Annotated in this window: 14 protein-coding genes; 8 read left to right on the forward strand and 6 right to left on the reverse strand. The window is 58.3% G+C overall.

What is annotated here, in order from left to right:
- Nucleotides 1-126: 126 nt before the first annotated feature.
- The 5 genes from MTP43_RS06860 to htpG form a co-directional block, all read right to left on the reverse strand.
- Nucleotides 127-894, reverse strand: a complete 768-nt coding sequence (locus MTP43_RS06860; protein ID WP_005926327.1) for a copper homeostasis protein CutC — start codon at nucleotides 892-894, stop codon at nucleotides 127-129.
- A gap of 223 nt (nucleotides 895-1,117) precedes the next feature.
- Nucleotides 1,118-2,617, reverse strand: coding sequence for a UDP-glucose--hexose-1-phosphate uridylyltransferase (gene galT / locus MTP43_RS06865; protein ID WP_097786251.1), 1,500 nt, complete (start codon nucleotides 2,615-2,617; stop codon nucleotides 1,118-1,120).
- Complete coding sequence (locus tag MTP43_RS06870; protein WP_249235173.1) at nucleotides 2,614-3,900, reverse strand: galactokinase; 1,287 nt, start codon at nucleotides 3,898-3,900, stop codon at nucleotides 2,614-2,616. The genes galT and MTP43_RS06870 overlap by 4 nt, the downstream gene beginning before the upstream one ends.
- Before the next feature lie 330 nt (nucleotides 3,901-4,230).
- Entirely contained in the window at nucleotides 4,231-5,337 is a 1,107-nt protein-coding gene (locus tag MTP43_RS06875; protein ID WP_249235174.1) for a 5-bromo-4-chloroindolyl phosphate hydrolysis family protein, read from the reverse strand.
- A 206-nt stretch (nucleotides 5,338-5,543) separates the two neighbouring features.
- Complete coding sequence (htpG, locus tag MTP43_RS06880) at nucleotides 5,544-7,472, reverse strand: molecular chaperone HtpG (RefSeq protein ID WP_249235175.1); 1,929 nt, start codon at nucleotides 7,470-7,472, stop codon at nucleotides 5,544-5,546.
- Nucleotides 7,473-7,741: 269 nt separating this feature from the next.
- Here htpG and MTP43_RS06885 point away from each other — a divergent pair, with 269 nt between their 5' ends.
- The 4 genes from MTP43_RS06885 to MTP43_RS06900 all read left to right on the forward strand — a co-directional run bounded on the left by MTP43_RS06885 (nucleotide 7,742) and on the right by MTP43_RS06900 (nucleotide 10,151).
- Entirely contained in the window at nucleotides 7,742-8,230 is a 489-nt protein-coding gene (locus tag MTP43_RS06885) for a C-GCAxxG-C-C family protein (RefSeq protein WP_249235176.1), read from the forward strand.
- A complete protein-coding gene (locus MTP43_RS06890) occupies nucleotides 8,231-9,007 on the forward strand; it encodes an alpha/beta hydrolase (RefSeq protein ID WP_097783886.1) in 777 nt (258 codons plus the stop codon). It abuts the gene before it with no gap.
- Between the two features lie 138 nt (nucleotides 9,008-9,145).
- The gene (locus tag MTP43_RS06895) at nucleotides 9,146-9,586 is read left to right on the forward strand and encodes a hypothetical protein (RefSeq protein ID WP_005926297.1); all 441 of its coding nucleotides are present in this window, start codon (nucleotides 9,146-9,148) and stop codon (nucleotides 9,584-9,586) included.
- Between the two features lie 40 nt (nucleotides 9,587-9,626).
- Nucleotides 9,627-10,151, forward strand: coding sequence for an HD domain-containing protein (locus tag MTP43_RS06900; protein WP_249235177.1), 525 nt, complete (start codon nucleotides 9,627-9,629; stop codon nucleotides 10,149-10,151).
- Nucleotides 10,152-10,300: 149 nt separating this feature from the next.
- On the opposite strand, the gene MTP43_RS06905 is transcribed toward MTP43_RS06900, so the two are convergent.
- Complete coding sequence (locus MTP43_RS06905; RefSeq protein ID WP_236131031.1) at nucleotides 10,301-10,819, reverse strand: GNAT family N-acetyltransferase; 519 nt, start codon at nucleotides 10,817-10,819, stop codon at nucleotides 10,301-10,303.
- A 194-nt stretch (nucleotides 10,820-11,013) separates the two neighbouring features.
- Here MTP43_RS06905 and MTP43_RS06910 point away from each other — a divergent pair, with 194 nt between their 5' ends.
- The 4 genes from MTP43_RS06910 (at nucleotide 11,014) to MTP43_RS06925 (ending at nucleotide 16,271) form a co-directional block, all read left to right on the forward strand.
- A complete protein-coding gene (locus tag MTP43_RS06910) occupies nucleotides 11,014-12,081 on the forward strand; it encodes an alpha/beta hydrolase (RefSeq protein ID WP_113621022.1) in 1,068 nt (355 codons plus the stop codon).
- 24 nt (nucleotides 12,082-12,105) lie between these two features.
- Nucleotides 12,106-13,569 carry a transglutaminase-like domain-containing protein gene (locus MTP43_RS06915; protein WP_249235178.1) on the forward strand — a complete coding sequence of 488 codons (1,464 nt, stop codon included), beginning with the start codon at nucleotides 12,106-12,108 and terminating at the stop codon, nucleotides 13,567-13,569.
- 60 nt (nucleotides 13,570-13,629) lie between these two features.
- Nucleotides 13,630-14,967 carry a DNA recombination protein RmuC gene (gene rmuC, locus MTP43_RS06920; RefSeq protein ID WP_015538435.1) on the forward strand — a complete coding sequence of 446 codons (1,338 nt, stop codon included), beginning with the start codon at nucleotides 13,630-13,632 and terminating at the stop codon, nucleotides 14,965-14,967.
- A 122-nt stretch (nucleotides 14,968-15,089) separates the two neighbouring features.
- Nucleotides 15,090-16,271 carry an FprA family A-type flavoprotein gene (locus MTP43_RS06925; RefSeq protein WP_005926278.1) on the forward strand — a complete coding sequence of 394 codons (1,182 nt, stop codon included), beginning with the start codon at nucleotides 15,090-15,092 and terminating at the stop codon, nucleotides 16,269-16,271.
- The last annotated feature ends 77 nt before the right edge of the window (nucleotides 16,272-16,348 follow it).

Here is a 16,348-nt window from a genome sequence, read left to right on the forward strand (position 1 = left end):
AAAATCGGGCAGCTGCGGGCTGCCCGATTTTGCATTTTCACGGGAGGGGTGTAACGGAAAACAGCAGGATGCAGTGCCTGTTTCCTGCGGAAACAGGCACTGCGGGAAGAACGATGTTTTTTGCAGTTACAGCGCATCCAGTGCGGTGCGGGCGGCGCGGATATTTGCTTCACTGGTCTGCCAGATCTCAAACTCCGAAAAGCCCGGCAGCCCCATGGGCACGCCTTCCCGCCGGAAGGTCATGCGGCTGTCCAGCACCTGCTTGCCGGAAAGGTGGAACGCCCGGGCACCGGTCTGGGCGGCAAGAGCGGGGATGTTGGCAGCAGATACGCCTGCACCAACCAGAATCTCCACCTCCTGCCCGGCAGCTTCCACCAGCTGCCGCAGCAGGGCAGCGCCCTGTGGGGCACTTGCTGCCTGTCCGCTGGTCAGAATGGTAGCAAGCCCTAGCTGCTTTGCGGCTTCCAGTGCGGCGAAGGGGTCGCAGCAGACATCAAAAGCACGGTGCAGGGTGCAGTCCACGGTGCGGTGTGCTTTTTCAGCCGCCTGCCGGGCTGCGGCATAGATGGGGCGCAGGGCGTCTGTGTCCAGCGCTCCCGCCGGGGTCAGCACGCCGGTCACGATGCCGTCCGCACCGGCGGCTACCAGCTCGGCGGCGCATTCGGCCATCTGTGCCAGCTCGTAGCGGTCGTAGCAGAAATCGCCAAAGCGGGGACGGATAAGTGCCCGCACCGGCAGGCCGGTCTCAGCCTTGACCTGACGCAGCAGGGCAGGGGAAGGAGTGGTGCCGCCGATGATCAGGTCGGCGCACAGCTCCAGCCGATCAGCGCCGCCGCGTTTTGCCGCCAGTGCGCTGGCGGTGCTGTCTACGCAAACTTCCAGAGTGCAGTGCATAGCGATACCTCCATCTACAAAAAACGATTTTGAATGGCCGCCGCGCTGCTTTGGCCATTTTCAGCGGAATGAATACTTTAATTTATCAATGGGAAAATCTGCGGATTTTCCCATTGATTTTTTCACAGGGGGGAGAGCAAAGGAAAAGTGCTTTTGCTCAATGCTGTGCTCTAAAAAAGGCTGTTGCGCCATGATATGCGCAACAGCCTCGGGGATTTATGGTTTATTTTACGCTTTCAAGGAAGCGGACAAAACCGGCGCGGCCTGCTTCGTCCAGCTTGTACACACCGGCATCGGCCAGCACCTGTGCGAACACATGGCCTACCTCGTCCTGCAAGATCAGGTGCACATTGTCGGCGTTCAGCTCCGGGTGCTTTGCAAGGATCTCCTCTGCCCACGCAGCATGCTTTTGCAGGGCTTCGGGGTACTCTGCGGTGGGCAGATGCGCCACCAGCACATCAGCAAGGTCGAACAGCTCCTGCTTCAGGCGGCTGGGCAGCACGGCCAGACCCATCACCTCAATCAGGCCGATGTTCTCCTTTTTGATGTGGTGCAGCTTTGCATGGGGGTGGTACACGCCCAGCGGATGCTCCGGGGTGGTGATGTTATTGCGCAGCACCAGATCCAGCTGATACTTGCCGTCCCGCATCCGGGCGATGGGGGTAATGGTGTTGTGGGGCTCGCCGTCGGTCTCGGCAAAGATAAAGCAGCTCTCGTCGGTGTAGCTGCGCCAAGCAGCCAGCAGCTTATCGGCCAGCTCCACAAGGCGTGCATCGTCCGCACAGGTCAGACGGATGCAGCTCATGGGCCAGTGCACGATACCGGCCTCCACGTCCTCAAAGCCGGGGAACACCCAAGGCTTTTCAATAGGAGCTTTGGCCATGGCAAACTCGTAATGACCGCCCTGGAAATGGTCATGACTCAGGATGCTGCCGCCCACGATAGGCAGGTCGGCGTTGCTGCCCACAAAATAGTGGGGGAACAGACCCACAAAATCCAGCAGCTTGCGGAAGGTTGCCCGCTCGATCTTCATGGGGGTATGCTGGTTGTTGAATACGATGCAGTGCTCGTTGTAGTAAACGTAGGGGCTGTACTGCAAATTCCACGCGCTGTCGTTGATGGTCAGCGGGATGATGCGGTGATTTTCGCGCGCAGGGTGGTTCATGCGGCCGGCGTAGCCCTCGTTCTCCACGCACAGCTGGCACTTGGGGTAAGCACTCTGGGGTGCAAGCTTTGCGGCGGCAATGGCCTTGGGATCTTTTTCCGGCTTGGACAGGTTGATGGTGATATCCAGATCGCCGTACTCGGTCTTGGTGACCCACTTCAGATCGCGCTTGATACGGTAGCGGCGGATGTAGTCGGTGTCCTGACTGAACTTGTAGAACCAGTCGGTGGCGGCCTGCGGGCCCTCGTTTTCGTACCGCTCCTCAAAGTTTGCGCGCACGATGCTGGGGCGCGGGGTCAGCACGCCCATCAGCTTGGTGTCGAACAGATCGCGTGCGGTGGAGTTATCCTCGCACACGCCGCGGGCAACGGCATCGTCCACAAGGGTCTTGAGGATGCTTTCCAGATCGGTATAGCACACCTCGCCCTCCGGGGCGGTAAAGTCGTCCAGCTGCATGGTCATCAGCAGCTGATTGCGGATATAGATCTCGTCATCAGGCAAAATCAGCCCGGTGTCCAGCCCGTAGTTCACGAGCTGCTGGATGGCGGTGGAAATCACAGCACAGCACCCCCTTCGGGACGGATGCTCAGCACATGGCAGCGGCCCGCGCCGAGGATCTTTTCCATGTTTGCCTTAAAGTCTGTCAGCATCTCCACCGGCACAAAGGCCTGCACCGTACCGGCAAAACCGCCGCCGTGCACACGCACAGCGCCCTTACCGCCCAGATAATGCTTGGCAGCGGCGATGGTCACAGCCACCTCCTGATGCTCCTTGTAACCGGCGGGGATGACGTTCTGCAGGTATTCCCAGCTGCTGTCGCCGGAGGCAGTCACCATCTGCAAAAAGGCGTCAAAGTCGCCCTCGCGCAGGGCAGCTACCTGCTGGGGCACGCGGTCGTTGTCGGCGTAGAAGTGGAAGGCGCGCAGCACAGCGCGGTCGCCGCACTGCTTGCGGCAGGCCGGGATATTGGCAAGGAAGGTCTCGAACGGCACATCCCGCAGCACCTCGCCGCCGCACACAGCGGCCACAGCGCGGCACTCGTTGGGGATGGCGGCGTACTCATCGGTCAGGTCGGCATGGTCTGCACCGGAGTCCAGAATGCACAGCGCCAGACCGGCCTTGGAAAAGTCCACCTGCACCGGCTCCACATCAGGGTTTGCCTTGTCGGCAAAGTCGATGGTGATAATGTTGCCCACGCTGGAAGCCATCTGATCCATCAGGCCGCAGGGCTTGCCAAAGTAGACGTTCTCTGCCCACTGGCCGATCTGTGCAATGGCGATGGGGGAGACCTTTTCGGCCATGAAGCAGTCGTTCAAAATCACGCCGACCAGCACCTCAAAGGCAGCAGAGGAAGAAACGCCGCTGCCCTTGGGCACGTTGGAGGAGATGTACACGTCCAGACCAGAAAGCTTTGCGCCGCGCTGACGGAAGGCTTCGCACTCGCCGCGCAGCAGGGAAGCGGTGGTGTTCTCCTCCTCCTTGCGGGCGGTCAGGTCGTCAAGGTCGATGACGCACAGGTCGTACCCCTCGCTCTGCACGCGCAGCTGGTTCAGGCTGTTGGGGGCGGCAGCAGCAATCATATCAATGTTCACGCTGCCTGCCAGCACACGGCCATGCTGATGGTCGGTGTGGTTGCCGCCGATCTCGGTGCGGCCGGGGGCACTATACAGACCGGCTTCGGTATGTGCGCCGAAGGTGGTCTCTAACCCGTCCAGAACAGCCGCATAGCGGGCTGCCTGTGCAGGGGTCTGGTCGGGGGTGCAGCAGTACAGCGCAGCCAGACGCGCAGCGTGTGCGCCCTCGGTCAGCTCCTGCTTCCAGGTGGAAATGGACTTCATCATGGAAATTTCCTCCTACTATTATGATCGGAAAAGTCGATGCAGCCGTTCGCAGCTGCCGTAGCTGCTTCTATAATAGTCAAACACAACGCAAAAAACCATGTGTTATTGTTGCATCTCGATGAAAAGTTGCAAAAAACACCCGCGCAGCCCGATTAGCTGCTGCCGAACAAATAAAATAAAAATTTTTCCGGCAAATCAAAATGCTTGGCATAAATGCACACAAATCCCGGAATTTTGAGCGCAGCGCCAAAAAAAGACGGGATGGAAAATTGCACTTTGCACAAAAAAACATCCCCGCACCGATGCAGCCATCGGGTGCGGGGATGTGGTTCAGTGGGTAAATTCGCTGCCGGTCAGGCCGTCAAGGTTCAGCATTCCTTCCAGTGCGGCAATGTCGGCGTTCACGTCCAGCGCATCGGCTTGGAACAGCTTGTCCAGCTGGTTTTCAAAGGCGGTCACCAGCAGGTCCATGCTGCGCTCGATGCTGTGCTTGGCTTCGGTGATGTTCGTGCCCTCCACTGCCTGCCCGGAAAGGCTGGCGTAGGTGTTCAGCAGCTTGAGCGCAGTGGGTAGATAGTAATTCATAAATTTTTGCAGCTGTGCCTTTTTGTCCGGGTCTTTCTGCGCCAGCGCGAAGATGCGCCCGCTGACCTCTTCCAGGCGGGAGATCTTCTGGCTCATCACCGGGTCGGGGATGGCATCATTTACCTCCCGCAGCTGGCGCAGCAGGGCGGCGTACTCGTCCTCTGTGGCAGGCCGGGCTTTAGGTGCCGGAGCGGGTGAGGGCTTTTTTGGCTGCGGTGCCGCGCCCCGCACCACCAGCGTGTCGGTGCGGTTGTCAATATAGGCATCTGCACCGAAGTATCCGTGCTCAATGGCGCTTTTTACGGCGGCACGTCCCCGGGCGGCGTCCACCCCGGCAGCGGCAAACAGTTCCGGCAGGGGGATGTTATCCCGTTCGCCTACCACCTTGTCCAGCAGCCGCTCCAGCTTGTGGGTGTGGTTCATCCGCAGGCCGGTCAGCAGCGCACCGCCGCCGCCGATGGCCATGACGATATCGGAAAACAGCTCCCCGGGGTCAGGCAGCACCTGCCATGCACCGATGATATCCACTGTATCCATCACCCCGGCAAACAGGAAAACGGCACCCATGATGGTGCAGAGGGTGGCAATATTCTTGTGCCACTGTTTGGCGCTTTTCTGCTCTGCCGTTGGGATGTCCTGCCCATAGGATGCGTTTGCTTTCTGCGTTGAGACAGGTTCCGGGGCGGGGCGGTAGCCGCCCCGGGCAGCGGCGGCTTCCTGCTCCTCCTTCTGCACCTTCTGGTCGATGCCTTTCAGGATAAACAACAGCACCCCCAACGGCCCGGACATCGCCATGACGATAAAGATGGCAATGGTGGGGATCTTTGCAAAATAATGTTTTCTCGGCTCCATGAAACAGAATTCCTTTCACAGAAAGATAAAAATAAGACCGCGTTCCACTCTATTATAGCGGAGCGCGGCCTTTTTGTTAAGGGGGTATTTCTGTTCTCGTGAAAATGCGCTTGGAACGGTCCACAGACCGCGACAAGCGCAAGATTAAAAATCATCAGCAACAAAAGAAGCCGCTGCGCAAAACACAGCGGCCTCTTTCTGAAAATTTACTTCATCAGGCTGCAAACGGCCTCGGCATAAGCGGCGGGGTCGTCCACGGGCAGACCCTCGATCAGCTGTGCCTGTGCGTACAGCAGGGCGCTGTACTTGTTCAGCTTCTCGGTGTCGCCAGCCTCCTGTGCGGCCTTCAGGGCGGCAAACACGGGGTGGTTCACGTTCAGTTCCAGCACCTTGTCGCTCTTCACACCCTCGCTGCCGGGCTGCTTGGACAGCACCTTTTCCATCTCAATGGACAGCGGGCCGTCAGAGCTCAGGCAGACGGGGTGATCCTTCAGACGGGTGGAGACCTTGACCTCCTTCACCTTGCCGTTCAAAGCGTCCTTCATGGCGTCGAACAGTGCCTTGTTCTCGGCAGTGGCATCCTCGGCGGCTTTCTTCTCCTCCTCGGATTCCAGACCCAGATCACCGCTGTTCACGTTCTTGAACTCCACGGTGCCGTCCTTGCCCTCGGCATCCTTGCGGGGGTAGCTGTGCAGGATCTGCAGGCAGAACTCGTCCACGTCCTCGGTCAGCAGCAGCACGTCAAAGCCCTTGTCCAGCACCAGCTCTGCGGAGGGCAGCTTTGCCAGACGGTCGGTGGAGTCGCCTGCGGCAAAGTAGATGTACTTCTGCTCGGCGGGCATCTTGTCGATGTACTCCTGCAGGGTGACCATCTTCTGCTCCTTGGCAGACCAGAACAGCAGCAGGTCGCGCAGCAGCTCGGCGTGCATACCGTAGTCAGAGTAAGCACCAAACTTGATCTGACGGCCGAACTCCTTCCAGAACTCCTCGTACTTCGCACGGTCATTGTTCAGCATGGCGTGCAGCTCGTTCTTGATTTTCTTTTCCAGTGCGTTATGGATCAGCTTCAGCTGGCTGTCCTTCTGCAGCATCTCACGGCTGATGTTCAGGCTCAGATCCTGACTGTCCACAATGCCCTTTACAAAGCTGAAGTAATCCGGCAGCAGGTCGGCGCACTTTTCCATAATCAGCACACCGGAAGCGTACAGCGCCAGACCCTTTTCGTAGTCCTTGGTATAGAAATCGTAGGGACGGTGGCTGGGCACGAACAGCAGGGCGTTGTAGTTGGCAGTGCCCTCGGTGCGGCTCACGATGACCCGGGCGGGATCGGCGTAATCGCCGAACTTATCCTTATAGAAGCTGTTGTACTCCTCGTCGGTCACTTCGCTCTTCTGCTTCTTCCAGATGGGGATCATGCTGTTCAGGGTCTCCAGCTCGGTGTAGGTCTCCCACTCGGGCTTGTAGTCCTCGGGCTTGGGGTCCGGTTCCGGCTTCTGACGGCTCTTTTCGCGCTCCATCTGGATGGGGTAGCGCACATAGTCGCTGTACTTCTTCACGATGGCCACAATGCCGTATTCATCCAGGAAGTTGTCGTATTTCTCAGTGTCGGTATCCGGCTTGATGTGCAGAATGATCTGGGTGCCCACGGTATCCTTCTGGGCGGGGGTCATCTCGTAGCCGTCCACACCGGAGGACTCCCACTGCCAAGCCTCGTCCGAGCCGTAGGCCTTGGAGATAACGGTCAGCTTATCGGCCACCATAAAGGCGGAGTAGAAGCCCACGCCGAACTGACCGATGATATCAATGTTCTCGTCCTTGTTGTCCTTTTTGAAATCCAGAGAACCGGAGTGTGCGATGGTGCCCAGATTCTGCTCCAGCTCTTCGCGGGTCATACCGATGCCGTTATCCTCCACGGTCAGGATGCGGTTTTCCTTATCGCGGGTGATGAGAATACGGAAATCGCTCTTGTTCATGCCCACGGAGGTGTCGGTCAGGCTCTTATAATACAGCTTATCAATGGCGTCCGAAGCATTGGAGATCAACTCCCGCAGGAAGATCTCTTTATTGGTATAGATGGAGTTGATCATCATGTCCATCAGTTTTTTGCTCTCTGCCTGAAATTCTTTCTTGGCCATAATACAAAACCTCTTTTATCACATATTTGGTGCACCGTACCCGGTAAACTGCCGGAATACTTAGCACTCATAACTTCTGAGTGCTAATATACAACGACTTGCAGGGAAAATCAAGGCTTTTCATAAAAAGTTAAAATTTGTTCTCCTGTGCGCGAAGCGGCGCTCCGGATTCGTTTCTTATATGGAAAATAAAATTTCTTGCAAAGTCTTTCCCACTTTTGCGCGGACTGTGCTATAATGGAACGAGTATGCCGGAAGGATGTGAGAAAATGTCAAAACAGGGCGATGCCGCCTACGCATGGTTCTTAAAGGGCTATAATTGCAGTCAGAGCGTGGTGGCGGCGTTTGCACCCCAGCTTGGCCTGACCGAAGAAACAGCGCTGCGCCTTTCTGCAGGCTTTGGCGCAGGTATTGGCCGGATGCGGGAGGTGTGCGGGGCGTTCTGCGGTGTGGTGACCGTGCTGAGCATGGTCTACGCCGACCCCACAGACCCAAAGGATAAATCCCGGATGTACGCACTGGTACAACAGGCGGCAGAGCAGTACCGCAGCCGCAACGGCGGCAGCATCATCTGCCGGGAGCTGCTGGCAAAGGCGGGCGCTGCCCCTGCTGGGGGTACGGCGGCAGAGGACCGCACCGCAGACTATTATAAAAAGCGCCCCTGCCCGGAATTATGCCGCCTGTGCGCAGACCTGTGCGCAGAATTTATTGCGGCGCACCCGGAGGGACGGCACGGACTATATAAGGAGGATGCGTAAATGCAGCTTGAACAACTGGAATTGACCGGCGGCGGTACGCTGACGCTCTACCTGCGGGAGAGCGTGGAGGCCATGCCGCATTTCCGGCAGCGTCCGCTGGTGCTGGTGGTGCCCGGCGGCGGCTATACCCACGTCAGCCCCCGGGAGAGCGACCCCGTAGCGCTGCAATTTGCGGCAGCTGGCTACCACACGGCGGTACTGCACTACGCAGTAGGGGAGAGCGCCCGGGATGCGCTGCCCATGCGGCAGCTGGCACAGGCCATCGGCCTTGTGCGGCAGCACGCAGAACAGTGGAATATTTTGCCGGATAAGATCGCTTTGTGCGGCTTTTCTGCCGGCGGGCATCTGGCACTGTCCGGTGCAGTGTGGGAGATCCCCGGCATGGCAGACCAGCCGCGGCCCAATGCCTTGCTGCTGGCATACCCGGTGGTCACCGCCGGAGAATACGCCCACAGGGACAGCTTTGTGCAGCTGACAGGCACGCAGGATGTTGCCGCCCACCAGCGCTTTACGCTGGAGGATAAGATCACCCCGGCCACACCGCCGGTGTTTGTCTGGCATACCATGGAGGACGAGACCGTCCCGGTGGAAAACACCCTGCTGTTACTGAACGCTCTGCACAAGGCGGGCGTTCCGTGCGAAGCGCACCTGTTTGAAAAAGGCTGCCACGGCACCAGCATCTCCACCCCGGAGGTGGACGCCGACAGCACCCACCGCAACCGCTGGGTTAAACTTGCGGTGGAGTGGCTGGACGATACCTTTTCTTTCCACGCCTGAGATGACCGACTGAAACAGGAAAAGCGTGTGTAAATTTTAGTCATACCTACAAAAAATTCACAAATAAACCGTTGACTTGCACAGGCGTATGCCGTATACTGTCCAACGGGGATAAAACCACGAAAGAAGGAAACAAAAATGGTTATGGATCCCACACTGCCGCGCATCAAGGTGCGCGATCTGCTTATGCAGGCATTCCTCACCGGCTGGGAGCGCTCCGATAAGAGCACCTCGCAGGACGAGTACCTGCAAAGCTCTATTCAGGTCATTGAGATGCTGCAGGTAGAGCCGGAAAACCTCTACGCAGAGGAAGGTCTTGGCCTGCCGGACGGCGAAGAGGTGGATCATCTGGATGATCTGCTGCGCGCGGACGGCTTCTGGCTGTACTACGGGGTGGAAGCAGAAAACTTCTTCCTGATCCAGTGGTACCCGGACGAGGCTTCTGCCAATGCAAAGCTTGCCCAGCTGGAAGAACTGGGCGACGGCAAGCAGTATCTGGTAGACCTGACCCTCAAGCGGGCAAACCCTTCCGAGGCTGAAAACTTCGGCAATTCCAACCCGGTGCAGCTCCGCTCCTGAAACAAGCGTTAACGTATTGAGTTGAAAGGAAATTTTGCTCATGCAGCTTTCTGTTACGGAACGCGAACGGCTTTATGCCATTTTGGAAAAATACGATCAAAACCCCAAGGTGCAGCAGATGCGGGAGTTCATCCAGCACGGGGACGTTACCACCTATCAGCACTGCAAGAATGTGGTGCTGGTCAGCTGTTGGCTGAACCATCGCCTGCATCTGGGCGCAGACGAGACCTCGCTGGCTGTCGGTGCTTTCCTGCACGATTTTTATCTGTACGACTGGCATAAAAAAGGTACTTTCCATGGTATCCGCCGCCTGTTCGAGATGCACGGCTTCTCCCACCCGAGCCGCGCCTGCGTCAATGCAGAACAGGTGTTCCATATCACCAAAAAGGAACAGAGCATCATTTCCAGCCATATGTGGCCGCTGACCTTCCGTCATGTGCCCAGCTGCCGCGAAGCTATCATCGTCTGCCTTGCCGATAAGTACTGCGTTGTGGTGGAAAGTATGTTCAAGCACAGCCGTGTGGCTGCCGCCAAAAACGCCAACGGCGAATACGACGAGTGGTAAAACTGAATCATCACAAATAACAGGAGCCGCTGCACTTTTTGGTTGCAGCGGCTCCTTCTGCCTTATACGTCGTGAAAAAAGCAGAGCGGGAAAATCTGCGGATTTTTCCGCTCTGCAAATAAAAATAATTCTGCGTCCGGTGGGGCTGGTTACAGCTTTTTGAACCCCTCCGGTTCGTCTGCGGCGGCGCGGCGCTCCATCAGATAGGTGTCCAGCCAGTGGCCACGGCAGTCCCGCGCAATGCGCTCCCGACGCCCCACCAGCCGGAAGCCGCACTTGGCGTGCAGGGCGCGGCTGGCAGCGTTATCCTGTAAAACGGTGGATTGCAGCGTCCAGTACCCGGCCTTTTCAGCGGCGGCGCACAGTGCGCTCAACAGCTGAAAGCCCAGTCCGTGCCCACGAAACTGCTCGCCTACATAGATGCTTACCTCGGCCACGCCCCGGTAACACCACCGGGGGTCTACCCGGTGCAAAGCACACCACCCTGCCAGCACCCCGCCGGAAAGGATGACCAGACGGCACTCCTTTGTGTGGGAAGCGTCCCACGCGGTATAGGGCGGGCATTCGGTCTGGAAGGTGGCGTATTCCGTGGCAATGCCCTCAACATAAATTCTGGAGACCGCGCCCCAGTCCTCCGGCGTCATAGGCCGGATGATGATCTTATCCATACTTTCATCCTCGGCGGGCCAAAAAATTGCCCGCATTCTCTTTCCACTCCCGGATAAATTTCAGTATAGCAGAATTTGCCGCGCGGTACAAGAAGCGGACTGCACAGAAATTGTTTTGACATCTCACCTGTTTGTGATACAATAAGGGAACAAGAATGCGGCGCGGGGGGTGCGCCGTATCCCATGGAGGATGTATGAGAAAAACTGTCCGGGTACTGCTGTGTATGGTTTGGCTTATGCTTTGCGCGGCGCTGCCTGCCTTTGGCGCAGAGAGCGCACCCCATGTCACGGCAGAAACTACAATGGCTCAGCTGCGCGCAAACCCGGCGATCCAGGGAAGCGGCTATTATACATATTGCCGTGAGATGACGCCGCTGATGGTGGAACGCTGGAAAAACAAGACCTTGCACGATTATTTTGGCGACACCGACCGGGAATCCGGCATTGCTGCGCTGAACCTTATCATTGATAACTATAATAAGGGCGTCAAGGTCACCTATCAGGTCTACACTCCTGAGGAGATCGAACACAATTCCAGTCTGGGCTGTGTGCAGCTGTTTTATTATCCGGCCGAGACCCCCAACGCCAAAACCGCTATCGTAGTGCCCGGCAACGCCTTGACCGCAACCTCGGAGATGGGTGAGGGCGGCTCCACGGCCTACGAGCTGCATAACCGGGGCTATGCCGTGTTCGTGTTGCGCTACCGCACCTTTTTGGATCTGGGCAATAACGCCCCGCTGGAGGATCTGGCAAGGGCGGTGCAGCTGGTGACAAGCCTTGACGAGGAGCTTTCCATCCATACACAGGGCTATGCGCTGGTGGGCTACTCCTCTGGCGGCCAGCTTGTGGGCGTGTTCGCAAATAAGGAGCGCGGCTACGGCTATTACGGCGCTGCAAAACCCGGTGCACTGCTGTTGGCTTATCCGGTAGTGAACTTTTCAGAGGTAAAGATCGCGTATCAGGCGCTTATGGATACCGGCAACTATGGGTGGCACTATTACTGCTCCAGTGTGGCAGATCTTGTCACGGACGATTATCCGCCGGTATTTTTCTGGTACGGGAAGGACGACAAGGTGCTGCCTTGGATGATCAATCAGGTGCAGGGCCCGGCGCTGCAAGCGGCGCTGGAAGCCCACAAGGTACCTTATGTTATGAAGGTGTTTGAGTCTGCGCCGCATAGTATCGGGGTGGGCTATACCACCGATGCCGAGGGCTGGCTGACAGATGCCGTGGCTTTTTGGGAGCAGCAGACCGCTGCCTGACCATAAATAAAAAAGGAGTAGAACATGATGGATCAGAATACTTGTTTTGCATACCTGAATATGGAGCTGCCGGACGATATCCGCCGCCTGAAAGAGGCCGGTTACTACGACGCCGCCATTGCGCGCATCGATGCCTGTCTGGCCGAGGACTGGACTGCCAGCCAGAACCAGCCCCTACACCCGCAGGGTGCGCTGCCGGTAAACCCCACCCCCCACGGCGTGGATGCGTGGCGGCAGGGTCTATTGGCACACCGGGAAATTTTGCGCCGTCTGCCGCGGGACTACACTCTCACCGCCGACCAGCTGCTGAACAAGCTGCAGGCCACCCTGCGGGACTTTACCGCAGAGGAGTTCGCCGCACTGGACGCTGCCGGGCAGATGGACTGGCGCTTTGTGGAAGGGCAGAAGCGCTATATCTACCGCGCCGCCGAAACGCTGGTGGCTACCCATCCCGACCTTGCCGCCCGTCAGCTGGACCCGCCCGTCCCGGAGCGCAGCTGGGATCGTTTTGAACCCCAGCACGACCAAATGGTGCGCACCGGCGCAGCCAGCGCAAACATCACCCTGCGCACCAGCATCGGCATGACTGACGAAACCTTTGCCCGCGCCCTTGCCGCCGCAAAGGCCAAGGGCAGAAACACCGTGCACGTCAAGGTGTGGTTGCCGCTGCCTGCTGCCTGCCCGGCACAGAGCAATATCACGCTGGACAGCTTTACCGCCCAGCCCACTTATATTGCGCCGGAAACCGCACCCCAGCGCACCGCGTACTGGGAGGCAGACCTTGCCGAGAACTGCCGCTTTGGGGCACAGTACAGCTACCGCAGCACTGCGCACTACGCTGCCCCGCTGGAAATGCAGGCCGACCCGGTGCAGCCGGATTTTGACACCGCCGAGCAGCTGCCCCACATCGCCTTTACCCCCTATATGAAGGCACTGGCTGCGCAGCTGACCGAGGGCATTACCGACCCGGTGCAGAAGGCAAAGCGCATTTATGATTTTGTCACCCTGAATGTGCACTACCACTTCCAGCCTATGTATTTTGTACACGAGAACATCACCGATAACTGTGCCCGCAGCCGCCGGGGCGATTGCGGCGTGATGGCCGCTACTTTTATCACTCTTTGCCGCATTGCAGGCATCCCGGCAAAGTGGCAGAGCGGCATGGTGGCACGGCCGGAGACAGCCGGCTGCCACGACTGGGCAATGTTCTATATTGCCCCCAAGGGCTGGATGTACGCCGATTGCTCTGCCGGTGCCTCCATGGCGCGTGCGGGCAACGAGAAGATGCGCCTGCACTACTTCGGCAATCTGGACACCGACCGCATGGTGGCCAACAGCGACATCTGCGCGCCTTTCGACCCGCCCATGTGCTCCTTCCGCGCCGACCCCTGTGATAATCAGGTAGGCGAGATGGAGGTAGACGGCGTGGGTCTGTACGGCCAGCAGGTGGAGACCACGCAGGAGATCGTAAAGCATCAGGAAGTATAAGCACATCCGGGTCTGCCATTACCGCAAGACCCGGATTTTTGAGTTAAAAGGAGAATGTCTATGGAATTTTTGGCAGGACTGTACACGCTTCTGCTGGTGGCCATCTGCCTGCTGCAGGCGCTTTTGCTGCACCGCACCGGCAAGCCCGCAGCTCAGCAGGACGATGAAGCCCTGAAGGAGTGGCTGCGCCAGCAGCTGGAAGCGCAGGCGCGGGTGCTGGAAGAAAAGCAGGCGCAGCAGGCACAGCAGAATCTGGCCGCGATGGCGCACATCAGCGATACCCTGCAAACCGCAGTGCAGGGCATGAGCAGCACCCTGACGGCAGGGCAGAACACCCAGCAGCAGACCATGGAGCAGCGCTTGCAGGGGCTGGAAGCCTCCAACGCCCGCAAGCTGGAAGAGATGCGCAAAGCGCTGGCAGACGGCCTTGCCGCCATGCAGGCACAGAACGCCCAGAAGCTGGACGAGATCCGCCACACTGTGGACGAGCAATTGCAGGACGCGCTGCAAAAGCGGGTGACCGAAAGCTTTAAGGCGGTCAACGACCAGCTGGAACAAGTGTACAAGGGCTTGGGCGAGATGCAGAGCCTTGCCGCCGATGTGGGCGGGCTGAAGCAGGTACTCTCCGGCGTTAAGACCCGCGGCATTCTGGGCGAGATCCAGCTGGGTGCGATTCTGGAAGAGATCCTTGCGCCGGAGCAGTACGACACCAACGTAGCCACCATCCCCGGCAGCACCCAGCGGGTGGAGTACGCCATCCGTATGCCCGGTGTGGACGGCAACAGTGTCTGGCTGCCCATCGACTCCAAATTCCCCGGCGATACCTATGCCCACCTGCAGGATGCGCAGGCCTCCGGCGATGCACAGGCAGTGGAAAACGCCCGCCACGCACTGGAACTGGTGCTGCGCAGCGAGGCAAAGGATATCCGGGAAAAATATGTGGAGCCGCCCTATACCACGGCTTTCGGCATTCTGTTTCTGCCCTTTGAGGGTCTGTATGCCGAGGTGGTGAACGCCGGGCTGCTGGAAGTTTTGCAGCGGGATTATCAGGTGAACGTGGCCGGCCCCAGCACCATGGCGGCGCTGCTCAACAGTCTGCAAATGGGCTTCAAGACCCTTGCCATCCAGAAGCGCTCCGGCGAGGTGTGGCAGCTGCTGGGTGCGGTCAAGACCGAGTTCGATAAGTTCGGGCAGGGGCTTTCCAAAATGCAGCAGCGCCTGCGCCAGACGGACGAAGAGCTGGATAACCTCATCGGGGTGCGCAGCCGCGCCATCAGCCGCAAGCTGCGTGCAGTGCAGACACTGGACGAGAACACCGCTGCCACCCTGCTGGAACTGGACACCGAGCCGGGCAGACCGGTAACGGCACGTCTGCCGGAGAGCGGGGAAGAGCTTTGATGCGCAGAAGCTCCCCGCATTATCCCTTGCGAAATTTCTGACGATGTGCTACAATAGGAATTGTTCTCAGAAATATTTGCCAATTTACGGCACAAGATAAACCCAAAAGGAGTCTGAACGGTATGAGCATGAAAAAAATCAGCGAAGCCATCCTTGGTGTGGGCGTGGACGATACTACCATCGACCTGTTCGAGAGCCAGTATCCGGTGCCCACCGGGGTCAGCTATAATTCCTATGTCATTCTGGACGAAAAGACCACCATTCTGGACACGGTGGACGCCCGCGCCACCGAGCCTTGGCTGGAAAACCTTGCCGAGGCACTGGGCGATTGCAAGCCCGCCTATCTGGTGGTCTCCCACATGGAGCCGGATCACGGTGCCAACGTGGCAAAGCTGGCAGCCCTCTACCCGGAGATGCAGGTGGTGGGCAACGCCAAGACCTTCCAGTATATGGAGCAGTTCTTTGGCGCAGATGCCATTGCCCCGGAGCGCCGCGTGGTAGTGAAGGACGGCGAGAGCCTGAGCCTTGGTGCCCACACCCTCACCTTTGTGTTTGCCCCCATGGTGCACTGGCCGGAGGTCATGGTCAGCTACGAGAGCAGCGAGAAGGTGCTGTTCTCCGCCGATGGCTTTGGCCGCTTTGGTGCAGTGGCAAAGTTTGACGAAAACGCCGACTGGGCCAGCGAAGCCCGTCGCTACTACCTGAACATTGTGGGCAAGTACGGCCCGCAGGTGCAGGCATTGCTCAAAAAGGCTGCGGCACTGGACATCAAGACGATCTGCCCGCTGCACGGCCCGGTGCTTACCGGTGATCTGAGCAAGTACCTGAACTACTACGATCTCTGGTCCAGCTACAAGGCCGAGGAGCCGGAAAAGATTCTGGTAGCCAGTGCCTCCATCCACGGCCACACCCGTGCCGCTGCCCACACCATGGCTGAAAAGCTGCGTGCACAGGGCGCAAAGGTGGTGGAGATGGATCTGACCCGCACGGATGTTTCCTATGCCGTTACCGAAGCCTTCCGCTGCGGTAAGATCGTGCTGGCCTGCGCCACCTACGACGGCTTCCTCTTCCCGCCGATGGAGAATCTGCTGACTCACCTCAAGACCAAGAGCTTCCAGAACCGCACCGTCGGCCTGATGGAAAACGGCACTTGGGCACCCATGGCTGCAAAGCTTATGCGTGCCGAGCTGGAGAGCATGAAGAACATCACCCTCTGCGAGAATGTGGTCACCATCCGCTCTGCCGCCAATGCCGCTGCCGAGGCACAGATGGACGCCCTTGCCGCAGAGCTCGTTGCAAAGTAACACGGCATAAAATCAAGTAAACGCAAACACTCCCGGACTTTCCATAAAAAGCCCGGGAGTGTTTTTTGTTCCATTAT

Source organism: Faecalibacterium sp. IP-1-18, from assembly GCF_023347355.1.
Taxonomy (GTDB): Bacteria; Bacillota; Clostridia; order Oscillospirales; family Ruminococcaceae; genus Faecalibacterium; species Faecalibacterium prausnitzii.